This is a genomic window from Cellulosimicrobium sp. KWT-B (assembly GCF_002127155.1).
Classification (GTDB): domain Bacteria; phylum Actinomycetota; class Actinomycetes; order Actinomycetales; family Cellulomonadaceae; genus Cellulosimicrobium; species Cellulosimicrobium funkei.
Genome location: NZ_NEDO01000002.1, coordinates 475,853 through 495,153, shown reverse-complemented (window position 1 = coordinate 495,153; position 19,301 = coordinate 475,853). Strand labels below are relative to the sequence as shown.

Sequence of the window (19,301 nt, the reverse complement as noted above, 5' to 3'; positions counted from 1 at the left end):
GCTCAGGCCCCCGCGCGGCTCGTCTCGCCGCGGAGCGTGTCGATGTGCGCCTGCAGGCGCTCCAGCGCGACGGCGACGCCCTCGCCCGCGTCGTGCGCGAGGTCCGTCACGTAGCGGAGCTGGGCGGACGCCGCGTCGAGCGCGACCTGGGCGTCGGCGAGCGCGACGGCCGCGCGACCGTCGGCCGCCTCGTCGTCGTCGGTCGCGCGCTCGAGCGCGGAGCGCGCCTCGTCCGTCGCGGCCTCGACCGACTCGACGGCGTCGAGCACGTCGTTGCGGAGCACGGGGTGCAGGGCGGGGAGCTGGGCGTGCACGCGGTCGAGGTCGTTCCCGATGGTCTCCGTCTGGACCTGTGCGTCGGCGATGAGCTGCTGAACCTCGGCGGCGCTCGCCGTCGAGCACATCGGCAGCATCATGGACAGCGCGAGCAGGCTCGCCGCGGCGAACCGGGCAGACGTGCGCGTGCGCTGCGGCGTCGTGGGCTCGCTCGTCCTCGCTGACATGGCGACAAGTCTCCCGGGCGAACCTGAGAAGCACCAGGGAATCGAGGGCGAATTCATGGAGATTTCGCACACAGCGCACGCAGGAGGCGTGGTCCGGCGGCCCGGACCGGGTTCCGGGCCGCCGGAGCGGACGGTCAGACGCGCGCGAGCCGACGGCGTCGGGCCGCCGCGACCCGCGTCCCGACGAGCCCGTGCCGCGGGCTGAACAGGTACGCGAGCGCGAACGCCACGCCCAGCGCGACGACGACCGTCCCGCCCGACGCCGTGTCGAGGTAGTAGCTGACGTAGATGCCCACGACCCCGCACACCGCCGCGACGAGCGGCGAGATCCACAGCATCCGCGAGAAGCGGTCGGTGAGGAGGTACGCCGTCGCGCCGGGCGTGATGAGCAGCGCGACGACGAGGACCACGCCGACGGCCTGGAGCGCGACGACGACCGTCAGCGCGAGCAGGCCGAGGAGCAGCGCGCCGAGCCGCCGGGGCGAGAGCCCGATCGCGTGCGCGTGCGTCGGGTCGAACGCGTAGAGCGTGAGGTCGCGCCGCTTGAGCACGACGACCGCGAGCGTCACCGCGCCGAGCGCGAGCACCTGGAGCAGGTCCGCGCGCGAGACCCCGAGCAGGTTGCCGAACAGGATGTGGTTGAGGTCCGTCTGGCTCGGCGTCACGGAGATGAGGACGAGGCCGAGCGCGAAGAGCGTCGTGAACACGACCCCGATCGCGGCGTCCTCCTTGACGCGCGACGTGTCGCGCACCGCGCCGATGAGCAGCACCGCGAGCAGCCCGAAGACGAGCGCGCCGAGCGCGAACGGCGCCCCCACCACGTACGCGAGCACGACGCCGGGCAGCACGGCGTGCGAGACGGCGTCGCCCATGAGGGACCAGCCCACGAGCACGAGCCAGCACGACAGCACGCCGCACACGATCCCGGCGGTCACCGTGACGGCGAGCGCGGTGCGCAGGAACTCGAACGACAGGGGCTCCAGGAGGGTGGCGAGGAGGTCGGTCACGGGGCCACCTCCACGCCGAACGCGAGCGCGAGGTTCTCGGGCCGCAGGACCTCCGCGGGCGTCGAGTGCAGCAGGACGCGGCGGTGGAGCAGCACCGCCTCGTCGGCGAGCTCGGGCAGTGCGTGCAGGTCGTGGGTCGAGACGAGGACGGTCGCCCCACCGGCCGCGAGCTCGCGCAGCAGCGTGGTGATCGTCGCCTCCGTGCGCTTGTCCACGCCGGCGAACGGTTCGTCGAGCAGGAGGATCGTCGCGCCCTGCGCGAGCCCCCGGGCGACGAACGCGCGCTTGCGCTGCCCGCCCGAGAGCGCGCCGATCTGCCGGTCGGCCAGGTCGGCGAGCTCGACGCGCGCGAGCGCGTGCTCGACCGCCTCCCGGTCCGCGGGCCGCGTGCGCCGCGTGAAGCCCTGGTAGCCGTAGCGGCCCGTCATGACGACGTCGCGCACGCTCAGCGGGAACGCCCAGTCGACGTCCTCGCTCTGCGGCACGTACCCCACGGCCTGGGCGCGCCGGGCGCGCGCGGGGGGTGCGCCGTCGACCAGGACGGTGCCGCGGTCCGGCCGGACCATGCCCATGACCGCCTTGAACAGCGTCGACTTGCCCGAGCCGTTCATGCCGACGAGCCCGCACACCGTCCCGCGCCCGCTCGACGCGCCGAGCGTGAGCGTCGCGCCGTCGAGCGCGAGGACGTCGCCGTAGTGGACGGTGAGGTCGCGCACGTCGATCGCCGGCGTGCCCGACGGCGCGCGCCCGCCCGCGCTCACGCGTCACCGCCCGCGGTGGTGCCGGTGAGGCCCGCGACGATGGTCTCGGTGTCGTGGCGCAGGAGGTCGAGGTAGGTCGGCACGGGTCCGTCGGGCGCGGAGAGGGAGTCGACGTAGAGCGTCCCGCCGAACGCCGCGCCGGACTCGCGCGCGACCTGCTGCATCGCGTCGTCGGAGACGGTGGACTCGCAGAACACGGCCGGGACGTCGTGCTGCTCGACGAACTCGATGGCGCCGACGACCGACTGCGGCGTCGCCTGCTGCTCGGCGTTGACCGCCCACAGGTACTTCTCCGCGAGCCCGGCGTCGCGCGCGAGGTAGGGGAACGCGCCCTCGCACGTGACGAGCGCGCGGTGGCTCTCGGGCAGCGCGTCGAGCGCCGTCGTGAGCTCGTCGTGCACGGCGGCGAGCTCGGCGGAGTAGGCCGCGGCGTTCGCCGCGTAGTCGTTGGCGTGGGCCGGGTCGAGCTCCGCGAACGCGTCGGCCATGTTCTGCACGTAGACCTGCGCGTTCACCGGCGACATCCAGGCGTGCGGGTTCTCCTTGCCCTGGTACTCCTCGGCGGTGTCGTCGCCCAGCGCGATGGGCTCGACGCCCTCGCTGACGACGACGTGCGGCACATCGAGCCCGTCGACGAACCGAGCGAACCACGCCTCGAGCCCCATGCCGTTGTCGAGGATGAGGTCGGCGTCCGCCGCCTTGCGGACGTCGCCGGGCGTCGGCTCGTAGCCGTGGATCTCCGCCCCGATCTTGGTGATCGACTCGACGCGCAGGTGGTCGCCCGCCACGTTCTCCGCCATGTCGGCGAGCACGGTGAACGTCGTGAGCACGACGGGCCGGCCGTCGTCGGGCGGGGTCGCCCCCGCGTCCATGGCGCTCGAGCAGCCGCTCAGCGTTGCCGCGGCGAGGAGCGCGACGGCTGCGGCAGCGCGGGATGCGGACTTCCGCGTCGAAAAGTTCGGCATACCGAAAAATCTAGTCGGCACGTCGGCCGCACGCAACGCCGCTTCCACTCCGGTCCGCCGAGGTAGAGCCCAGGTGCCGCGAGGTAGTGCCCTGGTCCCGCGAGGTAGAGCCCTGGTTCAGCGAGGGGGAAGACCAGGGCTCTACCTCGCCAGACCACGGCTCTATCTCGGCAGACCGGGCCTCTACCTCGGGGCGGTCGGGCCCGCCGGGCGGGTCGGAGGGGTGCGGGCACCCAAGCGGCGGCTCACCTCGGCGGCGGCGCGCCCGACGGCGGCGGCGAGCTCCGCGCGGCGGGCGGGCGGGGCGTCGTCGGCCCAGAAGGTGAGGGCGATGCCGGCGACGGGGAGCCCGGTGTGATCGACGGCCGCGTGCGCGACGGACGCGAGTCCCGGGGTGACCTCGCCGTCCTCCTCGGCCCAGCCGCGCCGTCGGACGCCGCGCAGCACCTCGCGCAGGGCGCCGAGGGTCTGCGGCCCGACGCCGGTGCGGTCGGCGAACGCCGCGGCGCCGGGGAAGAGGGCGCGGACCTGGGCCGCGGGGAGGCCGGCGAGGACGGCGCGCCCGCTCGCGGTGAGGTGCGCGGGGAGGCGCACGTCGACGTCGGTCACGAGCGTGGGGCGGCGCGGGGCGCGCTGCTCGACGAGGTAGAGGACCTCGCGCCCGTTGAGGACGGCGAGGTGCGCGCTCTCGCCCGTCGACTCGACGAGGCGCGCGACGACCGGCCGCGCGAGCCGGGCGAGGGGCGCCTGCCGCGCGTACGCCGACCCGAGCGCGAGCGACGCCGTCCCGAGCCCGTAGCGGTGCTCCTCGGGCAGGTGGGTCACGAACCCCTCGTCGACGAGGACGGACAGCAGGTGGTAGACGGTCGAGCGGGGGAGCCCGAGTCCCTGCGCGACGGCGGCCGCGGGCGACGGGCCCGCCTGCGCGGCGAGGAACGTGAGCACGCGCACGGCCTGGCGCGCGGCGGGGACGTCACTCGGCATGGAGGCCACGGTAGGCCCGTGGCACGATCGAGGCGTGACGACGACGCCCGACGACCAGCGCCTGCGCGACCTCGCGCGCCTGCGGCGCGTGCGCGACCGGATCGACCGCGAGTACGCGCAGCCGCTCGACGTCACGGCGCTCGCGGCCGGCGTGCACGTGTCGGCCGGGCACCTGAGCCGCGAATTCAAGGCGGCGTACGGGGAGTCGGTGTACGCGTACCTCATGACGCGGCGGATCGAGCGCGCCAAGGCGCTGCTGCGTCGCGGTGACCTGAGCGTCACGGACGTGTGCTTCGCGGTGGGGTGCTCGTCCCTGGGGACGTTCAGCACGCGCTTCACCGAGCTCGTCGGCGTGCCGCCGAGCGTGTACCGACGGCGCGCGGCCGAGTCCGGCGCCGGGTCCCCGGCTCCCGCGGAGTCGCGGACGGCCGCGGCGGCGGGCACCGCGCACGGCACATCGCCGGGCGCTTCGCCGGAGACCACGACGGGCACCGACGCGGGCGCCGTCCCCGGCGCGGAGCGGCTGGACGGGCTGCCGGCGTGCGTCGCGCGACGCGTCACGCGACCGGTCAGGAATCGAGAAGCGCAGGCCGGACGGCGGTCCTAGCGTCGTTCTCATGAACCTCACCATCAACTCCAGCTTCCTGCCCCAGACCGACCCCGACGCGTCGCTCGCGTTCTACCGCGACGTGCTCGGCTTCGAGGTCCGCAACGACGTCGGCTACGAGGGGATGCGGTGGATCACCGTGGGCCCGGCCGACCAGCCGGACACCGCGATCGTGCTGCACCCGCCGGCCGCGACCCCGGGCCTCAACGACGACGACAAGCGCGCACTCCTGGAGATCGTGGCCAAGGGCGCGTACTTCGGCGTCAACCTCGCGACGCCCGACGTCGACGAGACGTTCGCCCGGATCGAGGCCGCGGGGGCGGAGGTCGTGCAGGAGCCGATCGACCAGCCCTACGGCGTGCGCGACTGCGCCTTCCGCGACCCGGCGGGCAACGAGATCCGTATCCAGCAGCGCTCCTGACCTCCGCACCGCCGCCGTCACGTCCCGGCGCCCCGGTCCCGCGCCGCCGTCGCGCACGGCGCGATGAGTCCCGACCGCCCGGCCGGTCCTCACCCCGGGACGTCCACCCACCGCACCCATCCACGCGCCGACCGTCCGGCTCTCCGGCAGACTCTTCCCGGGCTGCCGGGAGCGGGCGGTCGGCGCCGTCGACCGGTCTTCCGACCGCGCGACGAGGCTCGACGACGAGGAGACACGCATGAGCACGGCCACGACGACGGGAACCCCGACCTCGGAGCGCCAGGACCCCGACGCGCACGACGTCATCCGGGTCCAGGGGGCGCGGGCGAACAACCTGCAGGACGTGAGCGTCGAGATCCCGAAGCGGCGTCTCACGGTGTTCACGGGCGTCTCCGGGTCGGGCAAGAGCTCGCTCGTGTTCGACACCGTCGCGGCCGAGTCGCAGCGCCTCATCAACGAGACCTACCCGGCGTTCCTCCAGGGGTTCATGCCCACGCTGGACCGCCCCGACGTCGACGTGCTCGAAGGGCTCACGACGGCGATCGTCGTGGACCAGGAGCGGCTGGGCGCCAACCCGCGCTCCACGGTGGGCACGGTGACCGACGCGAACGCGATCCTGCGGGTGCTGTTCAGCCGGTTCGGCGAGCCGCAGGTCGGTCCGCCCACGGCGTTCTCCTTCAACATCCCCGCGCGCAAGGCGAGCGGCATCATGACGTCCGCCACCGGCGAGAAGACGATCGTCCGCAACGCGATCTACCACGGTGGCATGTGCCCGCGGTGCGAGGGCCGCGGGTCCGTCTCCGACCTCGACCTCACGGAGATCTTCGACGACTCGAAGTCGCTGCTCGACGGCGCGATCAAGGTCCCGGGGTATACCGCCGACGGGTGGATGGTCCGCGGGTTCGTCGAGTCCGGGTTCTTCCCGGGCGACAAGCCGATCCGGGAGTTCACCGACCAGCAGCGGCAGGACTTCCTCTACAAGGAGCCCACCAAGATCAAGGCGGCGGGCATCAACCTCACGTACGAGGGCCTGATCCCCAAGATCCAGAAGGCGATGTTCTCCAAGGACGTCGACTCGCTCCAGCCGCACGTCCGCGCGTTCGTCGAGCGCGCGGCGACGTTCGCGCCGTGCCCCGACTGCGGGGGCACGCGTCTGTCCGAGTCGGCGCGCTCGTCGAAGATCCGGGGTGTGAACATCGCGGACCTGTGCGCGATGCAGATCACCGACCTCGCGGCGTGGATCCGCGACCTGGACGACCCCCACATGGCGCCCGTCGTCAACGCCCTCGGCGAGAACCTCGCGTCGTTCGTCGAGCTCGGGCTGGGCTACCTCAGCCTCGACCGGCCGTCGGGCACGCTCTCGGGCGGCGAGTCGCAGCGCATCAAGATGCTGCGCCACCTCGGGTCGTCGCTCACCGACGTCACCTACGTCTTCGACGAGCCGACCATCGGCCTGCACCCGCACGACATCGACCGCATGAACGGCCTCCTGCTCCAGCTCCGCGACAAGGGCAACACGGTCCTCGTCGTCGAGCACAAGCCGGAGACGATCGTCGTCGCGGACCACGTCGTCGACCTCGGCCCGGGTGCGGGCACGGCCGGCGGCCGGGTGACGTTCGAGGGCACGGTCGAGGGGCTGCGCGCGAGCGACACCGTCACCGGGCGCCACCTCGACGACCGCGCGACGCTCAAGGAGGAGGTGCGCTCGCCGTCGGGCGCGCTGGAGATCCGTGGCGCGGACGCGCACAACCTGCAGGACGTGGACGTCGACATCCCGCTCGGGGTGCTCGTCGTGCTGACCGGGGTGGCCGGGTCGGGCAAGAGCTCGCTCGTCGAGGGGTCGGTGTCGCGGCGCGAGGGCGTCGTGACGATCGACCAGAGCGCGGTGCGGGGGTCGCGCCGCAGCAACCCCGCCACCTACACGGACCTGCTGGAGCCGATCCGCAAGGCGTTCGCCAAGGCGAACGGCGTCAAGCCCGCCCTGTTCAGCGCGAACTCCGAGGGCGCGTGCCCCGAGTGCAAGGGCGCGGGCGTCATCTACACGGAGCTCGGCTTCATGGAGACCGTCTCGACGCCGTGCGAGGACTGCGGCGGACGCCGGTTCCAGGCCGCGGTGCTCGACTACACGCTCGGCGGGCTGAACATCGCCGACGTGCTCGACCTCCCGGTCGCGAAGGCGCGCGCGTTCTTCTCGTCCGGCGAGGGCAAGGTGCCGGCCGCCGCGGCGATCCTCGAACGTCTCGACGACGTCGGCCTCGGGTACGTGAGCCTCGGCCAGCCGCTCACGACGCTGTCCGGCGGCGAGCGCCAGCGCCTCAAGCTCGCGACCCACCTCGGCGACAAGGGCGGCGTGATCGTGCTCGACGAGCCGACGACCGGCCTGCACCTCGCCGACGTGCAGAACCTCCTCGGGCTCCTCGACCGGATCGTCGACGCGGGCAAGTCCGTCATCGTCATCGAGCACCACCAGGCGGTCATGGCGCACGCTGACTGGATCATCGACCTCGGCCCCGGCGCCGGGCACGACGGCGGTCGCGTCGTCTTCGAGGGCACCCCGGCCGACCTCGTGGCGGCCCGCTCCACCCTCACGGGCGAGCACCTCGCGGCCTACGTGAACGCCTGACCCGCTGCCACCCCGCCGCCGCCCGACCCTCCCGGCCCCCCGGTGCCGAACAGGTGATCGTGGCGCGTCCAGAGCGGCTGACGCGCCACGACCGCCTGCTCGGCTCGCCGGGGTGGCCTGGTCGGCGGCGGCGGCGGCGTCGGCGGCGTCGGTAGCTGCGGTAGAGGGCCGGCTTCTGCGGTCGGGGAGGGAACAAACAACCCTGTCTGGGATCCCAGACTGAACCTGTCGCGGCGGGCTCCCGGCGCGTCGGGGCGCGGTGTGTTCTGGGGGAATGACAGCGACGACGCACTCCCCGGCCGTCTCCGACCCGGCCCGCGCCGCGCGCGTCGTCGTCGTGGGCGACGGTCCGCTGACGATCGACGACGTGGTCGACGTCGCGCGGCACGGCGCGCGCGTCCGGCTCGCGGACGCGGCGGTCGAGGCGATGGCGGCGAGCCGTGCCGTGGTCGAGGGGCTCGCGGACGACGACCGCCCGCACTACGGCGTCTCGACCGGGTTCGGGGCGCTCGCGCGGCGCCACATCCCGGTCGAGCGGCGCGCGCAGCTCCAGCTCAGCCTCGTGCGGTCGCACGCGGCGGGGTCGGGGCCGGAGGTCGAGCGCGAGGTCGTGCGGGCGCTCCAGCTCCTGCGGCTCGCGACCCTGGCGACCGGGCGGACCGGGGCGCGTCCCGTCGTCGCGCAGACGTACGCCGCGATGCTCGACGCCGGGATCACGCCCGTGGTGCGGGAGTTCGGCTCGCTCGGCTGCTCGGGCGACCTCGCACCGCTCGCGCACGTGGCGCTCGCGGCGCTCGGCGAGGGCGAGGTCCGGGACGCCACGGGAGCCCTCGTGCCCGCCGCGGACGCGCTCGCCGCGGCCGGGATCGCGCCGCTCGCGCTGCGCGAGAAGGAGGGCCTCGCGCTCATCAACGGCACGGACGGCATGCTCGGCATGCTCGCGCTCGCTCTGCACGACCTGCGGTCCCTGCTCACGACGGCCGACGTCGCGGCGGCGGCGAGCGTCGAGGCGCTGCTCGGTTCGGACGCGCCGTTCGCGGCCGACCTCGTGGCGATGCGACCGCACCCCGGCCAGGCGGCGTCGGCCGCGAACCTGCGCGCGCTGCTCGACGGCTCGCCCGTCGTGGCGAGCCACCGCACGCTCGACGCCGACGGCCGGCCCGAGTGCACGCGGGTGCAGGACGCGTACTCGCTGCGGTGCGCACCCCAGGTGCACGGCGCCGCGCGCGACACGCTCGACCACGCGACCGCCGTCGCGCGCCGGGAGCTCGCGGCGGCGATCGACAACCCGGTCGTCACGGTGGACGGGCGCGTCGAGTCGAACGGCAACTTCCACGGGGCCCCGGTCGCGTACGTGCTCGACTTCCTCGCGATCGCCGCGGCCGACGTCGCGAGCATGAGCGAGCGCCGCACGGACCGGTTCCTCGACAAGGCCCGCAACGAGGGCCTGCCGCCGTTCCTCGCCGACGACCCGGGCGTCGACTCCGGGCTGATGATCGCGCAGTACACGGCGGCGGGGATCGTCTCGGAGCTCAAGCGGCTCGCGGTGCCGTCGAGCGTCGACTCGATCCCGTCGTCGGCCATGCAGGAGGACCACGTGTCCATGGGCTGGGCCGGGGCGCGCAAGCTCCGCCGCGCCGTCGACGGGCTGGGCCGGGTCCTCGCGATCGAGCTGCTCACCGCGACGCGCGCGCTCGACCTCCGCTGCGACGCCGGGTCCCTGCACCCCGCGCGGGGGACCGGCGCCGTGCGCGACCTCGTGCGCACGGCCGCCGCGGGACCCGGACCGGACCGCTACCTCGCGCCCGAGATCGAGGCCGTGACCCACCTCGTCGCGACGGGTGCCGTGACCGCGGCGGCGAGCGCCGCCGTCGGGCACCTGGCCTGACCTCCCGCCCGACCCCGAAGGAGCGAGACGACCATGACCCACGAGCCGACCCACCGCCTCGGCACGCCCGTCCCCGTCCGCGCCCCGCGCGGCACGACCCTCACCGCGCGGTCGTGGCAGACCGAGGCGCCGCTGCGGATGCTCATGAACAACCTCGACCCGGAGGTCGCGGAGCGGCCCGACGACCTCGTCGTCTACGGCGGCACGGGCCGGGCGGCGCGCGACTGGCCGAGCTACCACGCGATCGTCCGCACGCTCACGACGCTCGCGGACGACGAGACGCTCCTCGTGCAGTCGGGCAAGCCGGTCGGGGTGCTGCGGACGCACGAGTGGGCGCCGCGCGTGCTGCTCGCGAACAGCAACCTCGTGGGGGACTGGGCGACCTGGCCCGAGTTCCGGCGGCTCGAGGCGATGGGCCTGACGATGTACGGGCAGATGACGGCGGGGTCGTGGATCTACATCGGCGCGCAGGGCATCCTCCAGGGCACGTACGAGACGCTCGCCGCGGTCGCCGCGAAGCGGTTCGGGGGCTCGCTCGCCGGGACGCTCACCCTCACCGGCGGGTGCGGCGGCATGGGCGGCGCGCAGCCGCTCGCGGTGACGCTCAACGGCGGCGCGTGCCTCGTGGTCGACGTCGACCGGTCGCGCCTCGACCGGCGCGTGCGCGAGCGGTACCTCGACGTCGTCGCCGACGACCTCGACGCCGCGGTCCGGCTCGTCGAGGACGCGCGGCGCGAGCGCCGGGCGCTGTCGGTGGGGGTCGAGGGGAACAGCGCGACGGTCGTGCCGGAGCTGCTGCGACGCGGGGTCGAGGTCGACGTCGTCACGGACCAGACGTCGGCGCACGACCCGCTGTCCTACCTGCCGGTCGGGGTGGACCTCGCGGACTGGGCGGACTACGCCGCCGCGAAGCCCGACGAGCTCACCGACCGCGCGCGCGAGTCCATGGCCCGGCACGTGGAGGGCATGGTCGGGTTCCTCGACGCGGGCGCCGAGGTCTTCGACTACGGCAACTCGATCCGCGACGAGGCGCGCCGCGGCGGGTACGACCGGGCGTTCGACTTCCCGGGGTTCGTGCCCGCGTACATCCGGCCGCTGTTCGCGCAGGGCAAGGGCCCGTTCCGGTGGGCCGCGCTCTCGGGCGACCCGCGCGACATCGCCGCGACCGACGCCGCCGTGCTCGACCTGTTCGACGACGACCACCTCCACCGCTGGATCCGCGCCGCCCAGGAGCGCGTCGCGTTCCAGGGCCTGCCCGCGCGCATCTGCTGGCTCGGGCACGGCGAGCGCGACCGCGCGGGCCTCGCGTTCAACGACCTCGTCGCGTCGGGCGCGGTGCGCGCGCCGGTCGTCATCGGCCGCGACCACCTCGACGCCGGGTCGGTCGCGTCCCCTTACCGCGAGACGGAGGCCATGGCCGACGGCTCCGACGCGATCGCCGACTGGCCGCTGCTCAACGCGCTCACGGCCGCGTCGTCGGGCGCGACGTGGGTCTCGATCCACCAGGGCGGCGGCGTCGGCATGGGCCGCTCGATCCACGCGGGCCAGGTGTCCGTCGCGGACGGCACGCCGCTCGCCGCGGCCAAGCTCGCGCGCGTGCTGTCGAACGACCCGGGCCTCGGGGTGCTGCGCCACGTCGACGCCGGGTACGACGACGCGGTCGCCGCCGCCGAGCGCGGCGGGCTCCGCGTCCCCGCGCGGGAGACGCCGTGACGGGACGACGCGCGGCGGGCACGTCCTCGGTGCCCGGGTCGACGCTCGTCACCGGCATCGGCGAGCTGACGACCAACGCCCCGGGCGGCCCCGGCACGCGCGACGGGGACCCGACCGGTCTGGTGACGGACGCCGTCGTGCTGCTCGACGGCGGCCGGGTCGCCTGGGCGGGCCCGGCCCGGGAGGCGCGGGACGCCGTCGGGCAGGCGCTGGACGGACGGGAGCCGGACGTGACCGTCGACGCGGGCGGGCGCGCGGTGCTCCCGGGGTTCGTCGACTCGCACACCCACCTCGTGTTCGCGGGCGACCGCGCCGCCGAGTTCGAGGCGCGCATGGCCGGGCGCCCGTACGAGGCGGGCGGCATCCGGTCGACCGTCGCCGCGACGCGCGCCGCGTCCGACGACGTGCTCCGCGCCGGGCTGGCCCGGCACCTCGACGAGGCGGCCCGCCAGGGCACGACCACGGTCGAGGTGAAGAGCGGCTACGGCCTCACCGTCGCGGACGAGGAGCGTTCCGTGCGGCTCGCGCGCGAGGTGACGCCCGAGGTGACGTTCCTCGGGGCGCACGTCGTGCCGGTGGAGCACGCGGGCCGGGCCGACGCGTACGTCGACCTCGTGTGCGGGGAGATGCTCGCCGCGTGCGCGCCGCACGCCCGGTGGGTCGACGTGTTCTGCGAGACCGGCGCGTTCACGCCCGAGCAGTCCCGCCGCGTGCTCGAGGCCGGGGCCGCCGCCGGGCTCGGCGTCCGCGTGCACGCGAACCAGCTCGCGCCGGGGGAGGGGGTGCGCCTCGCCGTCGGGCTGGGTGCCGCCGCGGTGGACCACTGCACGTACCTCACCGACGACGACGTCGCGGCGCTCGCCGGCTCGTGGGCCGACAGCGGGACGCGGCCGGACGGGCCGGCGGGAGCGGTCGCCGGGACCGTCGCGACCCTGCTCCCGGGCGTCGAGTTCTCGACGCGCCAGCCCTACCCCGACGCGCGACGCTTCCTCGACGCGGGCGCCGTCGTCGCGCTCGCGAGCGACTGCAACCCCGGGTCGAGCTACACGTCGTCGATGCCGCTGTGCGTGGCGCTCGCGGTCCGCGAGATGCGGATGACCGTCGCCGAGGCCGTGTGGTCCGCGACCGCGGGCGGCGCGCTCGCGCTGCGGCGGGACGACGTCGGCCACCTCGCCCCCGGCGCCCGGGCCGACGTCGTGCTGCTCGACGCCCCGAGCCGCACCCACCTCGCCTACCGCCCGGGCGTCCCGCTGATCGCGAAGACGTGGAGGTCCGGCCACCCCCACCCCTGACCCACCCCCAACCCCCCGGCCCCCAACCCCCCCGGCCCCCAGCCTGCGTCGAACAGGTGGTCCTGGTGCGTCCGGGTCGCGTGTCGTGCCAGGACCACCTGGTGGGCGGCCGGTACCGCCTGCTCGGCGGGGGGGGGGGGCTACGTCAGTGCCGGTTTCGGGGTCGGCGGGTGGAGGGAGAGGCCTGCCGCGAGCTCCAGGACGCAGAGGGCGGCGAGGCGGACCGTGCGGCCGTCGGGGGTGTCGGCGGTCGCGTCGACCTCGACGACGTCGGCGGAGCGGAGCCGGTCGTCGCGCGCCGCGGCCCGGACGAGGGCGCGCAGCTCCCACGCCGCGATCCCGCCCGGGGCGCTCGCGGGGCAGCCCGGGGCGACGGAGCGGTCGCACACGTCGACGTCCACGTCGAGGTGCACCGGCCCACCTGCGGCGCCCGCGACCTCCATGGCCGCCCGCATGACGTCCTCGGGCCCGCGCCGGCGCAGCTCGTCGACGTGCACGACGGTGATCCCCAGCTCGACGGCGCGGCGTGCGTACTCGGCGGAGTTCGCGAAGTCCGCGATACCGACCTGCACGACGCGCCGCGGGTCGAGCCCCGCCTCGACCAGACGCCGCACCGGCGACCCGTTGGACACGCCGTCGCGCAGGTCGTGGTGAGCGTCGAGCGTGACGAGGCCCGCGGTGGCGAGGTCGTCGCCCCACGCGCCGAGCGCGGTCGCGACGGTCACGGAGTTGTCGCCGCCCAGCGCGACGAGCAGCCGTGCGCGCTCCAGCGCCGCGCGGGCCGCCGCGCGCGTCCGGGCCTCGCCCTCCGCGCCGTCGGGCTCGTCGACGTCGCCGAGGTCGGCGAACGTGAGCTCGGCGAGGTCGACGGGGCCGGTCCGCTCCGCGGGACCGCCCGAGGCGACGGGTCGCACGCGGGCAGAGGGGCCGCCGTCGGGCAGCGGGCGGTCGGGGACGAGCGCGGGGCTGTACCGGCGCAGCGCGGCGCGCACCGCGGCGGGCGTCGCGTGCGCGCCGGTCGGCGAGAGCGACGTGCGCCAGGCCGGGACGCCGAGCAGCGCGACGTCGACGGCGTCACCCGTCGGCCCGGGCCAGTCGCCCGCCCGGGGCCACGAGGGGTCGTGCGGGAGGGCCTGCGCGTCGTCGCTCACGGTCTCGACGCTAGCGGCCCGACGACGGTCCCGCCGCGCACCTAGTCGCGCGCCGCGTGCACGACGGCGACGGGGTGCGTCGCGTGGTGCAGCACCTCCTGGCTCACGGAGCCGAGGAGCATGCCGCGCAGGTCGCCGCGGCCGCGCGACCCGACGACGGTCAGCGCGGCGCCCGCCGCGGCCTCCCGGAGGGCGACGGACGGCTCGCGGTCGACGACGAACGTCTCGACGAGGACGTCGTCGTGCTCCGCGGTGCGCACGCGCGCGAGCGCGGCCTCCACGGTGCGCGACGCCTCGGCGCGCGCGTCCCGCTCGGCGGCGGTGTAGAACGCGGGGTTCTCCTCCCACAGCGGACCGGCGGGCAGCCGCCAGGCGCACACCGCGACGACGCGGGAGCGCGTGCGCGCGGCCTCGTCGAGCGCGAACCGGAGCGCGGCGTCACCGTGCACGGACCCGTCGACGCCGACCACGACGTCGGTCGTGCGCTCCACGTGGTCCACGGACGGCGGAACCACGACGACCGGCACCGGCGCGCGGGCGGCCAGCCGGGTCCCGACGGACCCGAAGAACATCGACCCGACGGACCCGAGCCCGCGCGACCCCACGACGACGAGGTCGGCGTCCTTGGCCTCGTCGAGCAGCGCCTCCGAGGGCGGGCCGGAGCGCAGCAGCGTCCGCACGGGCACCGACGGGTCCACGCGCGCGGCGCGCTCGGCGGCGGCCGAGAGGATGGGGCCGGCGATCTCGCCGAGCTCCTCGACGCTCGGGTAATAGGCGCCGCCGACGAACGGCGTCGCGACGACGGGCACGTACGCGACGTGCAGCACGCGCAGCTCCGCGCCCCGACGTGCCGCCTCGTGCACCGCCCAGTCCAGGGCCTTGCCGCTCGTCGTGCTGCCGTCCACACCGACCAGCACGACCTGCTGCGTCGATCCGCTCACCATGACCACCTCGGTCCGTCGTCCCCTTCGTGGCGGTCGTCCCGCCACCTGCCACACCTCCTGGATACCCCGCGCGGGCGGTCCGCCGCACCCGGCGACCGCCCCCGACGCGCGGGACGCTCGGCACGACCCACCGGGACGAAGGTCCCGCACCCGCGGCGCCACGGGCGGACGCGCGCGAGAATCCCCCTCCGACCGGCTACGTTGAGGGCATGGGCTCTCCCCACCCGATCCGCGTGTTCCTGCTCGACGACCACGAGGTGGTCCGCCGCGGCGTCGCCGCTCTGCTCGAGGCCGCCGGTGACATCACCGTCGTCGGCGAGGCCGGCACCGCCGCCTCCGCGCTCGCCCGCATCAAGGCGACGCGCCCCGACGTCGCGATCCTCGACGTGCGCCTGCCCGACGGCTCGGGCGTCGAGGTGTGCCGCGAGGTGCGCTCCGAGCTGCCCGAGGTCGGCTGCCTCATGCTCACCTCCTTCGCCGACGACGAGGCGCTGTTCCAGGCCGTCCTCGCCGGGGCGTCGGGGTACGTGCTCAAGCAGATCCACGGGTCCGACCTCGTCGGGGCCGTCCGCACGGTCGCCGCGGGCGGGTCGCTGCTCGACCCGGCGAGCACCGCGCGCGTCCTGGAGCGCCTGCGCCACGCCGCGGACGAGACGCCGGACCGCCTCGAGGGCCTGTCCCAGCAGGAACGCCAGATCGTCGCGCTCATCGGCGAGGGCCTGACGAACCGCGAGATCGGCAAGCGCCTCTACCTCGCGGAGAAGACGGTCAAGAACTACGTCTCCCACGTCCTCGCGACGCTCGGCCTGCAGCGCCGCACCCAGGTCGCGGTCCTCGCGACCGAGATGCGCCAGGAGGAGGCGTCCCGCCAGGGCGCCCCGGGCGCGGGCGGTCCCACGGGGGACCGGCAGCACGGTGGCCCGGCGCAGCGTCCCTGACGGCGGGCCCGACCCGCAGGGCGGGACGGGGCCCGAGGGCTCGCCCGCGCACGGTCCGGGGACCGACGCCCGCGGACCGGGCGACCGCGCGGCGTCGGGACCTTCGGCACTCCCGGATCTGACACCGCGGCGCGACGATGTGGAGATGGACACAGTCGAGCGGACCGGGACAGGGGCACCGGTGGGGAGCGGGGGGCTCGCGACGGCCGAGCGCCCGCGCGCCTCGGCAGGGCTCGCGGAGCTCACGCCGGAGGAGAGCTACGCGCTTCTCGCGACCGTCCCCGTGGGCAGGATCGTCTACACCGACCACGCGCTGCCGGCGATCCAGCCGGTGAACTTCGTGCTCGACGGCCCGGACGTCGTGTTCCGGACCGCGGAGGGCTCGAAGCTCGCGGTGGCCGCCAGCCGCGCCGTCGTGGCGTTCGAGGTCGACTCGTTCGACGCCGACGCCCGCTCCGGGTGGTCCGTCGTGCTCGTCGGCCGCACGTTCGAGGTCACGGAGCCGGTGGAGCGCGCGCGGCTGCTCGCGCTGCCGCTCGTGACGTTCGTGCCCGGCGTGCGCGACCGCGTCATCAAGGTCGTGCCGCGCATCGTCACGGGGCGGCGGATACTGCGCTGAGCCGCGGGCCGCGCACTACGCTCGCCGGGTGACTGCGACGATCGAGGTGCGCACCGCGACGCCGGCGGACTGGCCGGGCATCTGGCGGGCGCTCGAGCCCGTGTTCCGCGCGGGGGAGACGTACACGTACCCGCGCGACATCACCGAGGCCGACGCCGGGGCCGCGTGGCTCGACGCCCCAGGGGCGCGCGTCCTCGTGGCCGTCCCGGCGGAGGACGGCGCCCGTGGCACCGTGCTCGGCACGGCGAAGTACCTGCCCAACCACCCCGGCGCCGGGGCGCACGTCGCGAACGCGAGCTTCGTCGTCGGGCCCGACGGCGCCGGGCGTGGCGTCGGCCGGGCGCTCGCGCGCGCCGTGCTCGACGGTGCGCGCGCCGACGGCTACCGGGCGATGCAGTTCAACGCCGTCGTGGAGACGAACGAGCGCGCGGTCCGGCTCTGGGAGTCGCTGGGGTTCACGATCCTCGCGACCGTCCCCGAGGCGTTCGACCACCCGGTGCACGGGCTCGTCGGCCTGCACGTCATGCATCGGACGCTCTGAGCACCCGGTCGCGCGCGCGTCAGCCGAGCGGCACCCACCACTCGAGGCGCGTGCCGCCGTCGGGCCGGGCGGTCGCGGTGCTGGACCCGCCGAGCGCGGCGGCGCGCGCCTGCATGTTCCGCAGGCCGGAGCGCCGGCCGCCGGGCTGGATGCCCACGCCGTCGTCGGTGACGGTGAGGCGCGCCTCGTGCGCGGTGACGGCCAGGTGCACGACGACGCGGCTCGCCTGCGCGTGCCGGGCCACGTTGGTCAGAGCCTCGCCGAGCACGACGACGAGCTGGTCCGCGACCTCGGCCGGCAGGCTGGGGCCGCCGTCGGTCACGCCCGCGCCCGACCCCTCGGCCGCCACCTCGACGTCGACCTCGGGCGCGAACCCGAGCACGGTCGTCGCGGCCTCGGCCTGCGCGCGGAACCGGTCCTCGATCGAGGGCGCGTCCGGGTCCGTGGCCGTGTGCAGCGCGAAGATCGTGGACCGGATCTGCCGGATCGTCTCGTCGAGGTCGGAGACGGTCTCCTCGATGCGCGTGCGCGCGTTCGGGTCGCTGACGAGCGGCTGCACGCTCATGAGCGTCATGGCCGACGCGAAGAGGCGCTGGATGACGACGTCGTGCAGGTCGCGCGCGATCCGGTCGCGGTCCTCCAGGACGCCCACCTGCTTCGCCCGGCCGTAGAGCCGCGCGTTCTCGATGGCGACGCCCGCGGCGGCGGCGAGCGCGACCACGGCCGCCTCGTCCTCCGCGGTGAACTCCTCGCACCCGCCGCCGGGGACCTGCTTGTCGGTGAGGTAGAGGTTGCCGAACACCGTGTCGCGCACCCGCACCGGCACGCCGAGGAACGTGTGCATGGGCGGGTGGCCGTCGGGGAAGCCGGCCGAGCGCACGTCGTCGGCGATCTCCGGGACGCGGATGGGCGCCGGGTGGTCGATGAGCTCGCCGAGCAGCCCCTCGCCGTGCGGCCAGTGGTCGATCTCGGCGACCTCGTCGTCCGAGAGACCCAGGGGGATGAACTGCGCGAGGCGCTCGCGTCCCGAGGCGTCGAGCACCCCGAGCGCGCCGTACCGGGCGCCCGTGAGCTCCATCGCCGCGTCGACGATGCGCCGCAGCACCTGCGGCAGGTCGAGGTCGCTCGTCACCGCCACGACGGCGTCCAGCACGCGTTGCCCGGCGCTGGCCGGCAGGTCGGTCGTTCCGCTCACCCGATGCAGTCTCCCAGACCCCGGCGGCCCGGCGGCACCCGTCTCGCCCGGGGTGTGACGTGGGCGACACCGCCGCGCTATCGTGCGTCCACATCTCGGGACGTCCGACGCCGTCCTGCCGCCGGCCGCACGTCGCCGTCGTGCAGGTCCCGGACCACCGGGCCGTCGACGCAGGGGGCCGAAGGGACGCGGTGCCGCATGCCGACCACCGACCAGGGCGCGGACGTCGCCCCGCACTCCGGGGCGCCCGCCGAGGCCGCGGCGAGCGCCCTCGCGGACCTGCGGTCCGCCGTCGGGCACCTGCACCCCGACGACCCGGCCGAGCTCGTCGCGATCGCCGACGACCTGCGCGCGCTCGGCAGCCCGGCCGCCGCGGTCCCGTTCTACGAGGCGGCCGTCGAGCAGGGCGTGCCCGGGGCCGTGTACCGGCTGGGCGTCGCGCACCACGAGGCGGGCGACGCCGCGGAGGCGTTCCGCTGCTTCGAGCTCGCCGGTCTGGCGGGCGACGCGCTGGGGGCGTTCATGGCCGCGCAGGTCGCGGCGGAGCGCGGCGACCTCCACGCGGCCCGCCGCTGGTACGAGCTCGCGCAGGGCGTCGAGGGCGCGGCCGTGCGGCTCGCGCAGGTGCTCGCCGAGCTGGGGGAGCGCGACGCGGCCGACGACGTCCTCGCGGCGACGTCGGGCGAGAGCTGGGAGGCGGCGGTCGAGCTCGTGCGCAGCGGCGCCCTCACCCCGGACGACGCCGTCGCGCTGCTCGAGGGGTGGGCCGGGACGGGCGAGGCGCGCGTCGCGGCGGCCCTCGCGGACCTCTACGTGCGCGCGGGTCGCGGGCCGGACGCCGAGGACCTGCTCGAGCAGGCGGCGCTCGCCGGCGAGCCGACCGCGCGCACGAGCCTCGGGGTGCTCCGCCTCCGGGCGGGACGCGTCGCCGAGGCGATGGCCCTGTGGCACGAGGCCGCCGCCCAGGGCGATCCCCAGGCGGCGGAGCTGCTGGCCCGCTTCGGCTGACGCCGGGCGGCCGCACCGGACCGGGCGGCCACGGTCCGGGCACGCAGAAAGGCGCCCGGCGGGCGACCGGCTCCGTCGAGCTGTCGGTCGCCCTGCCGGGCGCGGAGGGCGGGACGTGCGGGTGGTCTCCCCACCGCCCGC

General features: G+C 75.6%; 17 protein-coding genes and 1 pseudogene. 10 read left to right on the top strand and 8 right to left on the bottom strand.

Translation table 11 applies throughout. The annotated features are described in order from the left end of the window. Positions 1-2: 2 nt before the first annotated feature. From B9L22_RS08370 to B9L22_RS08350, 5 genes are all read right to left on the bottom strand, one after another. On the bottom strand, positions 3-503 hold the full coding sequence (locus B9L22_RS08370; RefSeq protein ID WP_043658772.1) for a hypothetical protein: 501 nt from the start codon (positions 501-503) through the stop codon (positions 3-5). Between the two features lie 134 nt (positions 504-637). Continuing rightward, positions 638-1,510, bottom strand: coding sequence for a metal ABC transporter permease (locus B9L22_RS08365; RefSeq protein ID WP_061267940.1), 873 nt, complete (start codon positions 1,508-1,510; stop codon positions 638-640). Beyond that, on the bottom strand, positions 1,507-2,271 hold the full coding sequence (locus B9L22_RS08360) for a metal ABC transporter ATP-binding protein (RefSeq protein WP_086149980.1): 765 nt from the start codon (positions 2,269-2,271) through the stop codon (positions 1,507-1,509). The genes B9L22_RS08365 and B9L22_RS08360 overlap by 4 nt, the downstream gene beginning before the upstream one ends. Then, positions 2,268-3,236, bottom strand: a complete 969-nt coding sequence (locus tag B9L22_RS08355) for a metal ABC transporter substrate-binding protein (RefSeq protein ID WP_086149979.1) — start codon at positions 3,234-3,236, stop codon at positions 2,268-2,270. The genes B9L22_RS08360 and B9L22_RS08355 overlap by 4 nt, the downstream gene beginning before the upstream one ends. Before the next feature lie 183 nt (positions 3,237-3,419). Further along, complete coding sequence (locus B9L22_RS08350; protein ID WP_086149978.1) at positions 3,420-4,220, bottom strand: IclR family transcriptional regulator; 801 nt, start codon at positions 4,218-4,220, stop codon at positions 3,420-3,422. On the opposite strand from B9L22_RS08350, the pseudogene B9L22_RS20215 reads away from it, so the two are divergent. The 6 genes and pseudogenes from B9L22_RS20215 to hutI form a co-directional block, all read left to right on the top strand. Further along, a pseudogene (locus tag B9L22_RS20215) lies at positions 4,219-4,611 on the top strand (helix-turn-helix transcriptional regulator); the annotation flags it as partial. The gene B9L22_RS08350 and the pseudogene B9L22_RS20215 overlap by 2 nt on opposite strands. A gap of 226 nt (positions 4,612-4,837) precedes the next feature. Next, positions 4,838-5,248 carry a VOC family protein gene (locus B9L22_RS08340; protein ID WP_031316030.1) on the top strand — a complete coding sequence of 137 codons (411 nt, stop codon included), beginning with the start codon at positions 4,838-4,840 and terminating at the stop codon, positions 5,246-5,248. 238 nt (positions 5,249-5,486) lie between these two features. Next, on the top strand, positions 5,487-7,871 hold the full coding sequence (locus tag B9L22_RS08335) for an excinuclease ABC subunit UvrA (RefSeq protein WP_086149976.1): 2,385 nt from the start codon (positions 5,487-5,489) through the stop codon (positions 7,869-7,871). 274 nt (positions 7,872-8,145) lie between these two features. Further along, positions 8,146-9,759, top strand: a complete 1,614-nt coding sequence (gene hutH / locus B9L22_RS08330; RefSeq protein ID WP_086149975.1) for a histidine ammonia-lyase — start codon at positions 8,146-8,148, stop codon at positions 9,757-9,759. 33 nt (positions 9,760-9,792) lie between these two features. Then, positions 9,793-11,472 (top strand): urocanate hydratase, encoded by a 1,680-nt coding sequence (gene hutU / locus B9L22_RS08325; RefSeq protein WP_086149974.1) that lies wholly within the window; start codon positions 9,793-9,795, stop codon positions 11,470-11,472. Beyond that, positions 11,469-12,764 (top strand): imidazolonepropionase, encoded by a 1,296-nt coding sequence (hutI, locus tag B9L22_RS08320; protein ID WP_233139887.1) that lies wholly within the window; start codon positions 11,469-11,471, stop codon positions 12,762-12,764. The genes hutU and hutI overlap by 4 nt, the downstream gene beginning before the upstream one ends. Positions 12,765-12,904: 140 nt before the next feature. On the opposite strand, the gene B9L22_RS08315 is transcribed toward hutI, so the two are convergent. Both B9L22_RS08315 and B9L22_RS08310 read right to left on the bottom strand, forming a co-directional pair. After that, a complete protein-coding gene (locus tag B9L22_RS08315) occupies positions 12,905-13,915 on the bottom strand; it encodes an arginase family protein (protein WP_086149972.1) in 1,011 nt (336 codons plus the stop codon). Positions 13,916-13,956: 41 nt separating this feature from the next. Further along, complete coding sequence (locus tag B9L22_RS08310; RefSeq protein ID WP_158097175.1) at positions 13,957-14,856, bottom strand: universal stress protein; 900 nt, start codon at positions 14,854-14,856, stop codon at positions 13,957-13,959. 212 nt (positions 14,857-15,068) lie between these two features. Between B9L22_RS08310 and B9L22_RS08305 the strand changes: the two genes are divergently transcribed. The 3 genes from B9L22_RS08305 to B9L22_RS08295 all read left to right on the top strand — a co-directional run bounded on the left by B9L22_RS08305 (position 15,069) and on the right by B9L22_RS08295 (position 16,957). Next, on the top strand, positions 15,069-15,797 hold the full coding sequence (locus B9L22_RS08305) for a response regulator transcription factor (protein ID WP_081599919.1): 729 nt from the start codon (positions 15,069-15,071) through the stop codon (positions 15,795-15,797). A gap of 145 nt (positions 15,798-15,942) precedes the next feature. Beyond that, complete coding sequence (locus B9L22_RS08300; protein ID WP_081599918.1) at positions 15,943-16,416, top strand: pyridoxamine 5'-phosphate oxidase family protein; 474 nt, start codon at positions 15,943-15,945, stop codon at positions 16,414-16,416. A 28-nt stretch (positions 16,417-16,444) separates the two neighbouring features. After that, positions 16,445-16,957, top strand: a complete 513-nt coding sequence (locus B9L22_RS08295; protein ID WP_086149970.1) for a GNAT family N-acetyltransferase — start codon at positions 16,445-16,447, stop codon at positions 16,955-16,957. Between the two features lie 19 nt (positions 16,958-16,976). Here B9L22_RS08295 and B9L22_RS08290 read toward each other — a convergent pair whose 3' ends face one another. Continuing rightward, positions 16,977-18,152, bottom strand: a complete 1,176-nt coding sequence (locus B9L22_RS08290; RefSeq protein ID WP_233139885.1) for a GAF domain-containing sensor histidine kinase — start codon at positions 18,150-18,152, stop codon at positions 16,977-16,979. A 198-nt stretch (positions 18,153-18,350) separates the two neighbouring features. On the opposite strand from B9L22_RS08290, the gene B9L22_RS08285 reads away from it, so the two are divergent. Then, positions 18,351-19,160, top strand: a complete 810-nt coding sequence (locus B9L22_RS08285) for a lipopolysaccharide assembly protein LapB (protein ID WP_086149969.1) — start codon at positions 18,351-18,353, stop codon at positions 19,158-19,160. Positions 19,161-19,301: the final 141 nt, after the last annotated feature.

Bases quoted from the DNA above. Each gene is read 5' to 3' on its own strand.
- B9L22_RS08370 (WP_043658772.1), bottom strand. From the start codon at position 503: ATGTCAGCGAGGACGAGCGAGCCCACGACGCCGCAGCGCACGCGCACG.
- B9L22_RS08355 (WP_086149979.1), bottom strand. From the start codon at position 3,236: ATGCCGAACTTTTCGACGCGGAAGTCCGCATCCCGCGCTGCCGCAGCC.
- B9L22_RS08350 (WP_086149978.1), bottom strand. From the start codon at position 4,220: ATGCCGAGTGACGTCCCCGCCGCGCGCCAGGCCGTGCGCGTGCTCACG.
- B9L22_RS08340 (WP_031316030.1), top strand. From the start codon at position 4,838: ATGAACCTCACCATCAACTCCAGCTTCCTGCCCCAGACCGACCCCGAC.
- B9L22_RS08335 (WP_086149976.1), top strand. From the start codon at position 5,487: ATGAGCACGGCCACGACGACGGGAACCCCGACCTCGGAGCGCCAGGAC.
- hutH (WP_086149975.1), top strand. From the start codon at position 8,146: ATGACAGCGACGACGCACTCCCCGGCCGTCTCCGACCCGGCCCGCGCC.
- hutU (WP_086149974.1), top strand. From the start codon at position 9,793: ATGACCCACGAGCCGACCCACCGCCTCGGCACGCCCGTCCCCGTCCGC.
- B9L22_RS08305 (WP_081599919.1), top strand. From the start codon at position 15,069: ATGGGCTCTCCCCACCCGATCCGCGTGTTCCTGCTCGACGACCACGAG.
- B9L22_RS08300 (WP_081599918.1), top strand. From the start codon at position 15,943: ATGGACACAGTCGAGCGGACCGGGACAGGGGCACCGGTGGGGAGCGGG.
- B9L22_RS08285 (WP_086149969.1), top strand. From the start codon at position 18,351: ATGCCGACCACCGACCAGGGCGCGGACGTCGCCCCGCACTCCGGGGCG.